Raw genomic sequence first — 11,751 nt, forward strand, 5'->3', positions numbered from 1 at the left:
TAGAAAGTAGTATCGTGTACAAGGCAACTAATACTTTCTAATCTTCATCATTTTTATTCGTATTTGTGCTTCTCTGTAAAATGTTATAGTTCTCCATTTGCTTGCCTATTCCCGCGAACATAGCCAAGTTCGGCGTATTTTCTGTAGCACGTCTAAATAATTCTGATAAAGCAGATGTATCTATAGATGGAGAGCATTACTCCAATATCCTGTAATTTTGGTTTGAGTTTTTCATATGTAGTGTAAATATCTCCTAAGTCACTCTATTCTAAACCTGTTAATGCAAAATCAGAAAGAGAAATGTTTCTGTATTTATTGAAGAAATCTGCTTTTGATATAAACGTTTACATGAGATTTTAGGTTAAAATACGGATATTTTGTTACAACCAAATTTAAAGAAGAGGCTTCTGTGTTATTCGATTGAATACGTTTCTAATTCTTGTTTTTCAGTTTACCAATCGGCTGCGCTGATACATTACGTCTGGGTCGAAGTCGAGCGGGGCGGGGTGCTGGCTACCGTCATAGTCGATCATCACAAGCAGATCATCCCAGTAGAGCGTTCGACCATCTGTTTTGACTTCACTGAAGAGTTGTTTGTCCGCTAAACGGGCAATCGAGCTTTGTGGCTTTGATTCAGCCAGATACGGTTGAAAGTCAACCTCGCGTACTTCACCGGTATTCCAGAGACACGTAACCTTGTACGGCTCCACAGCTAGAATGCTTTTGACACGAGGTAACATTACATCAACGGTTTAATTTTCTTGAAACTACCAACCTCCTGCTGTAACAGCGTGTAGTTTTCCATCAGTTCCTCCCGATGCAATTCCACCCACGCTTTAACTAGGCGTATTTGCTTTCTAGGGAGATCTCCCTGTATGACGTTGCCTGTTTCGATAGAGAACATAGCCTCGTCGTCATTATAGACTGCATGAAAGTGGGGAGGCAAATGGTCTTTGGCGTACATGTAAATAATAACACCAAAGAAGCGACTGATTTCCGGCATGGTTACGGATACAGATTTATGTCTGGAATGTACGTAAAAGTATTGTTCCCCGCTTAAGCCCGGCAACGTCTCCGTGATAGTTGGGGGGCGTTGCAGTTGATGCCAGCCTCATTTATCCCCCGGATGATACGTCCGCTCGACATGTTTTTTCACATCTTCGGGGTAAAAGAGAACGTCTTTGAACTGGCCTTTGCAGTAGAGCGGAGCCTGGTCGGTGAAGTGGGCGGTGCCGGGCTGGCTGCTTTGACCGCCTGTGACTACTGATCTGGCTTTGAGGCGTTTACCAAATTCAACTACGGCCACGAAGCTATTGCCCACGCTGCCGTACCGCTTTTTGGTGCCGGGGTAGGTCTTCGCCGCAAACGCCGCCAGCGACCCCCAGGCCGACGAGGTAAACCCAACGGGAAGGCTCGGTTGCTTGTCGTCGTAGCTCTCCTGCGTTTTGCCGGTCAGGCGTTGGTAGCGGTTCACTTCACCCCAGGGCAGTTTCCAGGTGCCAAAATCGCGGGTAAGGTCGGTGAGTACGTCAGCAAGGGCGGTTATTTTTTCCTGCACAGACGTGTTCTGATTGGCCATAATCACCATGCCCAGGTTGTCGAGCGGCTGATCGGCGGTGGCGCGGGTGCGGGCCAGCCGCTGGAGTTTTTCGGCCCAGAAGATCGCCAGCGTTTGCCCCACCGAGGTAGTGCCATAATTGCGATCCCAGCTTGCCAGCAGCTTAATGGCCTCTTCAAGGTCTGCTTTTTTGTTAACAGGCTCACCACCAACGGTTTGCCAGGCGTTCAGCAGCGGCGGAATCAGGTCGTCGAAGGCGGCGAGGTGGGGGTCGTTGGCGGCGGCAATGAGCGTATCGAGGGTAAAGATTTTCTTGTGGCTCAGCACGCGGTCGGCGTTGATGCCCCGGTAATTCTGGGCGTCGGGGGCCATGTAGGCGGGGTATTTTTTTGGGTCGGGGCTGCTCGTGCCCGACACCGTGAAGGGCGTGGCGTTGCAGTTCTGAATCCAGCCCGTGGTTGGGTTGCGCACCTGCACAATGTCCTCTACGGGGTGCAGCCCTTTCCAGTCGGTGGCGGGGTTGCTGCCATCAACGGGCTGCTCCCAGTTGAATTTGGGGTCGCGGCGGGGCATAAAGTTGCCGTGCCAGTAGGCGATGGTGCCATTTTTGTCCGCAAAAATGGTGTTGTTCGACGCGTTGCCGTTTAGCCGCATCACCTGTTTGTAGCTGTCGTAGCCCGTGGCTTTCGTGCGCAAGTACGACTGCGACAAGGCGTTCAGCGGCGCGTTCATCATGTCGATGGCGATCCATTTGCCGTCTTTTTCGCCCGCAATGGGGCCATGCTGCGTGAAGTACATCGTGAAATCTTTGTAGGCCACGCCATTACCCGACTTATACGACAGCCGCACCGTCCGCGCCCGCACGGCCCGCTGCTCAGTGCCGTATTTGTAGACATACCCATCGCCTTTTTTCTCGACCGTCTCCAGGTATTCGTCCATCGAATCGGCATAGCTGGTGGTATGCATCCAGCCGCAGTTTTCGTTAAAGCCCTGATAGATAAAGAATTGCCCCCAGGTGACGGCCCCATACGCGTTCAACCCCGCCCGGCTCACCATGTGCACCTCCGACCGGAAATAGAACGACGTGTGTGGATTAATCAGCAGCAAGGCATGGCCCGTCGCGCTTTTGTTGGGTGCAATGGCAAACCCATTTGAGCCGATGGATTCGCGCTCATAGGGGTTCACATCGGTATGATTCGATGTGGACTTGTGCCCCGGTACGCCGGCCGCCTCGTAAAACGCCTTGATCCGATCGATGGACACCGCGCTGATGTTGCCGCCGATGCTGCCTTCGCTGAACAATAGCGGCATCCAGGGTTCAAAGCGGGTGAGCAGTTTGGGCCGAACGTCGGGGTGGGTGTAGAGGTAGTAGTTGGTGCCGTCGGCGAAGGCGTCGAGGAGGCTTTTCATCCAGACGGGGCTTTTCCGGTAAATGGCCACTGCCTGCGCCGAGTCCAGAAAGAGCCGCGCCCGCAGGTCGTGATACAACGCCGATTCACCCTCAATTTCGGCCAGCCGCCCAATGGCCGTGATGTAGTTTTCCTCTACCCGGCCGAAATCGTCTTCGCACTGCGTATACAGCAGCCCGAACACCACATCGGCATCCGTTTTTCCGTAGATGTGCGGCACCCCCCACGTATCGCGGGTGATGGTGACCTGCCGCGCCCGCTGCTGCCAGCGGCTAATATCTTTCTGGCTAAAGGCCTGTGCTACAGCAGCTTTCGCCGGAACCTGCGCCAGCGCAGGCACGAGCAGCAACAGGTTGAACAGCAGGACAAAACCAAGGCTACGAAATGGCCGGAGCCGACAGACACAGTGTACCATACGGAAGTTGAGAAGCAGGTTGATCGTAGGGTAAAAATAGGCCTTACTTTCCGGGCTTACCTAACGCCTCCGTGCTCGATTTTATCCACAACCGGATACGTCCCGAGATTAACTGCAAGAAGACGAACCTGGAGCTATAGAAGCAGGTTCGTCTTCTTGCAGTTAATCTAATTTTGACGTAATAATCTGGCTCTGCCAAATCGCTTTATTGATAAGTTCCAAGTTCCTTGTCTCAATAAGCCAAACCATAACAGACCAGCTACATAGCTGTACAATAGACCACCTTGCCAGCCAGACAGCCAGGCACTTAAGCAACAGATCTAGTTGCAATTATCGTAGGTATAGGTTGTTTTGCTCAGGCTACCCTGGTTAGTCACCTGGCCGGTAGCATTATAGGTTACATAATTTACCTGGTCGCTGAGGGGGTAGCCCGATGCTGTCATGGTATATGTGTGGATCGTCTCTCCATACTTGTAGCGCACACCTGCCGCATCTTTCCGGTACTCAATATCTTTGGCTGGTAAACTTGTCGTATTTAGGCTCGTCGCGTTTAGAGACAGCACTGGCCATCCCTTAAAAGCAGGCACTGCTGCTGAAGCCGGATGGCCATCAATATACTCGTATGTATGATAGATGCCGGTAGTCTCGTTCGCAGTACTGAGCAACTGTCCCGCCGCATTATACGTGTATTCAGTGACCGAAGTAGGAGTACCAGCGGTAGACTGATTAATCACCTGCTTGATGAGTCCATTCTCAAAGCGATAGGGTTGTGTCTGAACACCGGAATTACCGTCGTATTGAATGAAGTCTGTCTGTTTGCCTCCACTGAAGAGGTAGGTACTGGTGTAATACAGTGCCCCACCGTTGACCCGATAGAAAAGACGAGTGAGTTGACCACTGTTGTCATACTCATAGGTCTGGGTGATTAGGTCTCGGTCCGTGGCGTAGCGGTACTCGATGTCGCCAATAAGTCGTCCCTGGTTATACTGATAGGTATGCCTAATATAAGGGCTAGCAGTTATCCTGTCGTAGGTAAGCCTGGTCAGCACAAACCCTTCAGCGTTGTAGGTATACCGATCATCACCGTAACTGGTAAGCAGGCCATCCGTTGTGTACGTCAGCATCATATTGTTTTGGCTGGTAAGCCGACAGTTGGAAGGGACGACAGGTAGGGTTCGGTGATCGATCAATGAGCAGCCCGCAGGTAGCCAGGCCAGTAGTACAAAAGCCCCTAGTTTCAGCAGGCCGGAGAAGGAAAGAAGTTTCATAACGTGACTGAGTTGTTTGGCTTATATCGGTGATTGGGTAAAAAGGTAAGGGTGTTATTCGCAACTTTTTTATAAATAGGCCCCTCATGGGCCAGGTAAGCTGTTCCATCGTACAGAACACTCATTATAATAAAACGCGCAGGGTTAAGGGGCTACAACAGATTGACGATCACCCAATCCCAGCTTACAGCAAAGCGATTAGGTAGCCTACTTAGTAGTCGTATAGACAAGAAAAGGCTTGGTTATATGATTTCCGAGAGCGGATCATTTATATGATTGAGCGATCCTACACCTCCACATAGTCCATGTCTTTACTGAAGGTTTCTTCCTGAAAATGCAGGGCCAGCAGGGAAGCCGCCACGATGACGGTGCCGATGAGCAGGGCACCGTTGGTGAGGCCCACGGCGGGTTTGAGCATCACAAACAAGGCCGTGAGTGGTACGGTGGCACCACGCACAAAATTGGGGACCGACGTAGCCACCGTGGCGCGGAGGTTGGTGCCGAAGAGCTCGGCGGCCATGACGATGAAGAGCGTCCAGTAGCCATTGCAGAAGCCCAGGCAGGCGCAGAGGAAATAGAACGTTGTCGTTTGGTGAATGGGCACCAGCAGGTAGACCGCCATCATGGCAAACGATAGCAACAGAAATATCCGGATGGCTTTTTTGCGGCTTTGTAGTCGCTGACTTAGCAGGCCACTCACCACGTCGCCGAAGGATTGGCCCGCAAAGGCCAGCATCACGGCTTTGCCCGCCACAATGGGTGCAGGCAGTCCGGCGTGGAGGCCAAACTCTGGCGAGAAGGTGATCAGGATGCCCACCACAAACCAGAGTGGTATGCCCACCACAATGGCCAGGGCATATTTGCGGAGGCGGTGGGGGTTGATGAGCAGGGCCATGAAGTTGCCTCGCTCAATATTTTTTGCCTTAAGGTGTTCGTAAAGGCCTGATTCAAAAACGTTCACGCGTAGCACGAGTAGCAGCAGCCCCAGCCCGCCACCCACGTAATACGACATCCGCCAGGCGAACAAATCGGCCACGAAGTACGCCAGAATACCCCCCAGTACGCCCATTGTAGCCACCAGTACGGACCCGTAGCCGCGCAGGTGCCGGGGCAGAATTTCGGCCACAAGCGTAATGCCCGCTCCCAGTTCGCCCGCCAGACCGATGCCCGCTACAAAGCGCAACACGGCATATTGGGTGGTATTCGTCACCATCCCGTTGGCGATGTTGGCCAGCGAATACAGCAATATCGACCCGAACAGCACCGACAGCCGCCCCCGTTTGTCGCCCAGGATGCCCCACAGAATGCCGCCAATAAGCAGGCCGGTCAGTTGCAGGTTGAGCAGAAAAACCCCTTCGGGCAGCAGTTGGTCGCCGCTGATGCCGAGGGCTTTGAGGCTCGGCACCCGCACCACGCTGAACAGAAACAGGTCATACATATCGACGAAATAACCCAGCGCCGCCACCAGAACGGGCAGCTGAAGGAGTTGTTGGAGAGGAGATTTGGGGGGCATGGGGATTTGGGATTTGGGATTGCGGATTGCGGATTTATGGCTGACGCAAGAGCAAACCCTTGCGTCAGCCATAAATCCGCAATCCGCAATCCCAAATCCGCAATTAGATGGTTGTTGGAACCAGGTAAGGTGCTCTGTATTTGCGGGTTAGCATGGCGTTGGCTTCTTTGTCGCCGACGAACATTTCTTTCTGCGGGTCGAAATCGAGGGTGCGACCCAGGCGATAGGCGATGTTACCCAGGTGGGCCAGGGCGGCGGCTTTGTAGGCTGTTTCGACGGGGCCGTTCAGCAGCTTCTTGTCTTTGGCCCGTACGGCATCGACGAAGTTTTTGTAGTGATCTCCACCGGCGTTGCGGGCGGGGCCAGGTTCACGGTTGCGGCCCAGGTACGTCTTGTAGTCTGAATAGCCGTTGATGACCATGTAGCCTTTGTCGCCGTAAAAAATATTGCCCACTTCCACGCCGTCTTCCTTGTTGGTCATCCAGGGGCGTACCTCAAATTCAATGATTTTGCCCTGCTTCGGGTAATGGTAGGTCGAGGTGAGCACTTCGGGCGTTTCCTTGCAGTCGTTCCACAAAAACTTGCCCCCCGCCGAGGTGATCTTTTCGGGCAGCCCCACGTCCAGCCCCCACATGCACAGGTCGGTTTCGTGAATGCCCTGGTTGCCAATGTCGCCGTTGCCATAGTCCCAAAACCAGTGCCAGTTGTAGTGGACGTAGTTTTTGCTGAACTCCCGTGCCTGTGCTGGCCCCTGCCACAAGTCCCAGTTCAGCCCCTGCGGCACGGGCGAATTGCCCAGATTGCCAATGTCGGCCCGCCATTTATAGACCGTGCCGCGGGCCATATAGACCTTGCCGATCAGCCCGTCGCGGAGGTGCTGAATAGCCTCCTGAATGGCTACTGAGCTCCGCAACTGGACGCCATGCTGCACAATGCGGTTGTACTTGGCGGCGGCTTCCACCAGCTTCCGACCCTCGAACAGGTTATGACAGGCCGGTTTTTCTACGTATACGTCTTTACCCGCCTGACAGGCCCAGATGGCGGCCAGTGCGTGCCAGTGGTTGGGCGTGGCAATGCTCACCGCGTCGATGTCTTTGTCGTCATACACCTTCCGCAGGTCCTGTTCGCGTTTCACCTTGCGGTTCTGTTTCGCCTCGAACTCGGAAGCCGTTTTTTGCAGCACCACATCATCGACGTCGCAGAGCGTGGCTACCTCCACGTTGTCGAGTTTCGAAAAACCGGCCATGTGGTCTTTGCCACGTCCGTTGATGCCAATGACGGCTACGCGAAGCCGGTCATTCGCCCCAAAAGCATGAGCCGGAATAATGGTTGGCAGGCCAAGTACCGCCGTTCCCGCCGCCGCGGTCTGAATGAATGTGCGCCTTGATACAGGGATGTTTTTCATGGGTATAGAGGGGGTTAAGGGTTATAAATGAATTGGATGTTTCTGACACGTGTGGCTTCGCGCATCGTGCCCTTCGACAGGCTCAGGGTGACCACGACCTTGAATCAACTAGAGATGATTGCTTATTAGCCTGTCACCCTGAGCCTGTCGAAGGGCCACAAGCGCGAAGCCACATGCGTCAAACAAGTACATCTCATCAAAATCGCCCCACTGTCAGGCCACCATCAATTAGGAAGACCTGACCCGTGGAGTAAGGAAAACTGTTACTGGCAATGGCGGCAACGGCTCGGCCTACGTCGTCGGGGAGGCCCCAACGGGGTTGCAGGGTCAGGCCATCGGCAATCAGGCTGTCGTATTTAGTTGTCACGCCCGCTGTCATATCGGTTTTGATGATGCCGGGACGTACCTCATAGACCGGAATACCCGCCGCCCCCAACCGCACCGCAAACAATTGCGTCAGCATACTCAACCCCGCTTTCGAGATACAATAATCACCCCGGTTTACCGACGCCACCGCCGCCGAAACCGACGAGATGGTAATAATACTGCATTGATGCTCAGCGTCTTCTGCTTTCTGCTGAAGCATCCAGTTGGCTACGGACTGCGTCAGAAAATAGGGGCCTTTCAGGTTTGTATTCAGCACCTGATCAAAACTGGCTTCGGTGGCGTCGAGAATGTCAGCCCGGACGGTGGGGGCCATGCCCGCGTTGTTGACCAGCACGTTCAGCCGGCCAAAATGCCTTTTCACGTTAGCCAGAACCGTTGCCCGCGCTTCGGTATCGGCAATGCTGCCGGGGCAATACAACACCTCTGCACCCAACCCCCGCAGGTGGGTCAGCACCTCCGAAATGGCTGTTTCGGGACGGAGGCCGTTGATGGCAAGGTCGAAACCGGTCTGGGCCAGGTGTTCGGCAATACCAAGCCCAATCCCCCGGCTTCCACCCGTGATGAGGGCCACCGGGCGGCGTTCTGTCGGGCCGGTCCGCCGGTGCGGGCGTTCCGTTGGTATCATAGCGTCTCTTTGATGGCTTTCAACTGTTCGGCGTCGGGTAGTTTTTTGTACAACGGGTCGAGCGGGTAACAGCCTGATAGTAAACCGTTTCGGGGGGCGGTGGTGCAGTCGGAAAAGGTGCGGCAAATAAGGTTGCGCGTCAGCGATGCACCAGCGGCCATGTCGGCGGGCATGGTGGGGTAAGAAAGAACCATTCGCCCAAACCCCACGCTGTCGGCCATGCCGGTGCGGAGTACGTGTTGGGCCACGTTGGGCAGCCATTCCTGCAAATACGAATAGCCCGACCCGATGATGACCAATTCAGGGAAAGCCCGTTTCAGCTCAGCGGTCACGTCGATCTGCCGCTTCACGCCCAGCAGCGGATCTTCGGGCGGGAGGTACCCGTCGGAGGGCGGAAACAGGGCCGGGCGCATCAGGTGAGGGTTGTAATAAGGGCTGCCACCCGTAATGCAAATTAACTGAATACCAAGTGATTGGGCCAGTTCTAAAAACGCTTTTGGCTCATCCAGGTCCAGGCCCAACCCTGTTTCGCTGCCACCGAATGCAAACGGATAGGTGCCTGTTTGTTCGGGCTCACCCACATCGTTGGGACCTTTTTTGAAAGGCAGTAAATCGAACGCGCTGAGCCGGATACCCATCTCCAGCCCCGGCGCGGCCTGCCGAATGCCCGCCACGATGCTCCGCAAAAACCGGGTCCGGTTTTCGAAACTGCCGCCGTAACGTCCTTCCCGGTTTACGGCGCTCAGAAACTCGTGACCCAGGTAACCGTGACAATGTTTGATATCGACGAAATCATAGCCTGCCCGTTGCGCCAGCACCGCCGCCGACACATACTGGTCAATAATGGTATCGATAGCGTCGTCGGTAAGGACGGGGTAACTAGCGTCCATCCCGAACCGGGCGTTCAGGTAGGGGTGGGCGTAAAGAATCTGCGACTCAAATTTTTTGTGGCTGTTAGGCTTACAAAACCGCCCCGAATGGGTGAGTTGCAGGCCAATAAGCAGGTCGTCGGTACGGCCAAATTTGGCAGTATGCTTGGCCAATAACAGTTGACGCAGGTGGACAAACTCGTCGTAATTGTCCTCGCTGATAACCAACTGGTTAGGGTTCGCTTTGCCTTCGTGACACACCGCTACGGCCTCGCAACCAAAGAGTAGTTTAGCCCCGCTTTCGGCAAATTTCACCCAGCGGTTTCGGGTAAAATCCGAAGGCTTCCCGTCGGTGGTGCCGTCCCAACCCTCCATCGGTAAAATGCACAGGCTGTTTCCAATGCTCCTGCCCGATTTCAGCGTGATCGTCCGGTTGAACGGGCTGTCGCCGGGCGGCAGCAACGTATCGTCGAAAGGCAGGTCGATACCGTTGGTTTCCAGATAGCTAGCCAGGTCCGGGGCCGTTTTTAGCTGGGCCATCCGGGTAAATTTCGGTTTGTATTTTCCGCTCATGTTGGTTAGTTATGGACAGGTTTTTACGACAGGATTAAAGGGATTTTCTGGATTGACAGGATTTCTTTACTACTCTGGAGAAGATTAGCAGTGCACGAAAAATCCTGTTCATCTGGCCGTTGTCGCTTGGCTCCGCCGAGTGACGGATATCTGAGGGCCTCCGGCCCGTAGTTTGACGTTGAAAGGGCTTGCTTAGTTGTATTAAGTTCAAACTACGGGCCGGAGGCCCTCAGATATCCGTCACTCGGCGGAGCCAAGCGACAACGGGCAGTCATAAAAACCTGCCAAAAAAATCTTGTCAAAAAAACGTGTAATACAATCCCCCGTCGATGATGCGCTGCACGTACAGGGCTACTTCGCGGAGGTGGTAATCGCCCCACATGCTTGATTCTCCGTATGGGATTCTGCTGCCGTCGGGTATGTAGTCCCAGCCGTTGGGCCGGTGGTAGATGGAGTGGAGCAGCAGTCCCTGATGCTGCGAATTCAGGCTCAGGTACGGCTCATCCAGCAACGCATTGAGTACCGAAAGGCCAGCTTGCCAGTATTTTTCTCCGGCATTAACCAGCTCACTATCACTATTTTGGCTTTGCTGCGGTCTTTGTTTGAGGTAGTGGCCCAGCCGCAGTAGCCCCTGTGCGGCAATGGCCGCCGCTGAACTATCGACGGGTTCGTGGTCATTGAACGGGTCGGCGGGGCGGCTGAGGTAATCGCCTAGTTTATAGAGCATCGGCGCGCCGGTGTCCCAATACGGAATGCCGTCGGTAGGCGTATTGTCGAGGTAAAAATCGCAGGTGGCACGGGCGGCTTTCAGCATCATGGCCTCGAGCGATTCACGTCCGCCAAGGCCTGTCAGGTGGTCGTCGGGGATGATGGCGAGGGCTTCAAGTTCTTCGGCAAACCCGCACATCGCCCAGGCCAGTCCGCGGGTCCAGGTACTGAAACCGGTGTAGCCCTGCTGCGAATTGGGGCAGCGGTATTGCCCGTCGTTGACGTTGAAAATGCTCTCGTGGGCGGTCCGTCCCCAGACATCGTAGCTATCGCGCCCGTTGCCATAATAAACCGAAAAGTTGGCCGTCGCCCGGATATGGCCTATAGCCCGTTCCAGCAGGTTGATGCGCTTGTCGCCTTCACCCTGAAAGGTGTGCCCCAGCAAATAACTGACTATCAACGATCTGCACGAACGGATGGTGTCGACAAAAAGCGAGTGCGGACCATTGAACGAATAGATAAATCCCCCAGGCGTCCCTGCCGCAGAATCGCCTGCACCGCCGTTGACAATCGTTGTCCAGCGGCTGGCCTGCACGGCACCCGAAATTTTGAGGGCCAGTTCATAGAAATTGGCCTCCCAGTCGTTGTGCGGCGTTTTGCCTTCGCGCATGAGCCGCAGCAGGTTGCCGTAGGTGCTCACGTTGTTGAACCCGTGGTCATGCACCCCCGTGTGGCTCACGTGCGGGGCCATCAGTTCCAGCGTTTTCCGACGACCCAGTTCCAGAAACTCTATCTCGCCGGTGGCATCGAACTGGAGAATGGCGGACCCAAACTGAAACCCCTGCGTCCATTCGGTCCAGCCGCGGGTAGTGTATTTTCCCCCAACAGTAAACACCGGCGAGCCATTGGCCGGGTCATACTGCTCATTGATAAGCCGGATTTTTTGGGCCGAAACCGCCCAAAATCGCTGGAGTTTGGTACGTAACTGATTTGGCTGGAGCGTGGTATCAACAGAAATCAT

General features: G+C 54.4%; 9 protein-coding genes. All 9 read right to left on the reverse strand.

Annotated elements, in window-relative coordinates; translation table 11 throughout:
* Positions 1-446 precede the first annotated feature (446 nt).
* Positions 447-740, reverse strand: coding sequence for a DUF2442 domain-containing protein (locus tag J2I47_RS12155; protein ID WP_207364846.1), 294 nt, complete (start codon positions 738-740; stop codon positions 447-449).
* On the reverse strand, positions 740-1,003 hold the full coding sequence (locus J2I47_RS12160; RefSeq protein WP_229374543.1) for a DUF4160 domain-containing protein: 264 nt from the start codon (positions 1,001-1,003) through the stop codon (positions 740-742). The genes J2I47_RS12155 and J2I47_RS12160 overlap by 1 nt, the downstream gene beginning before the upstream one ends.
* A gap of 108 nt (positions 1,004-1,111) precedes the next feature.
* Positions 1,112-3,382: a penicillin acylase family protein gene (locus tag J2I47_RS12165; protein ID WP_207364847.1), complete on the reverse strand. Its 2,271-nt coding sequence runs from the start codon at positions 3,380-3,382 to the stop codon at positions 1,112-1,114.
* A gap of 320 nt (positions 3,383-3,702) precedes the next feature.
* Positions 3,703-4,650, reverse strand: a complete 948-nt coding sequence (locus J2I47_RS12170) for a hypothetical protein (protein WP_207364848.1) — start codon at positions 4,648-4,650, stop codon at positions 3,703-3,705.
* A 286-nt stretch (positions 4,651-4,936) separates the two neighbouring features.
* Positions 4,937-6,163 (reverse strand): MFS transporter, encoded by a 1,227-nt coding sequence (locus J2I47_RS12175; protein ID WP_207364849.1) that lies wholly within the window; start codon positions 6,161-6,163, stop codon positions 4,937-4,939.
* Between the two features lie 103 nt (positions 6,164-6,266).
* Complete coding sequence (locus J2I47_RS12180) at positions 6,267-7,568, reverse strand: Gfo/Idh/MocA family oxidoreductase (protein WP_207364850.1); 1,302 nt, start codon at positions 7,566-7,568, stop codon at positions 6,267-6,269.
* Positions 7,569-7,764: 196 nt separating this feature from the next.
* Positions 7,765-8,580, reverse strand: coding sequence for a 3-ketoacyl-ACP reductase (locus tag J2I47_RS12185; RefSeq protein ID WP_207364851.1), 816 nt, complete (start codon positions 8,578-8,580; stop codon positions 7,765-7,767).
* The gene (locus J2I47_RS12190) at positions 8,577-10,022 is read right to left on the reverse strand and encodes an oxidoreductase (RefSeq protein ID WP_207364852.1); all 1,446 of its coding nucleotides are present in this window, start codon (positions 10,020-10,022) and stop codon (positions 8,577-8,579) included. Before J2I47_RS12190 ends, J2I47_RS12185 begins: the two co-directional genes overlap by 4 nt.
* A gap of 298 nt (positions 10,023-10,320) precedes the next feature.
* Positions 10,321-11,751: a glycosyl hydrolase gene (locus J2I47_RS12195; RefSeq protein WP_207364853.1), complete on the reverse strand. Its 1,431-nt coding sequence runs from the start codon at positions 11,749-11,751 to the stop codon at positions 10,321-10,323.

The sequence above is a fragment of the Fibrella rubiginis genome (assembly GCF_017353185.1).
Classification (GTDB): Bacteria; Bacteroidota; Bacteroidia; order Cytophagales; family Spirosomataceae; genus Fibrella; species Fibrella rubiginis.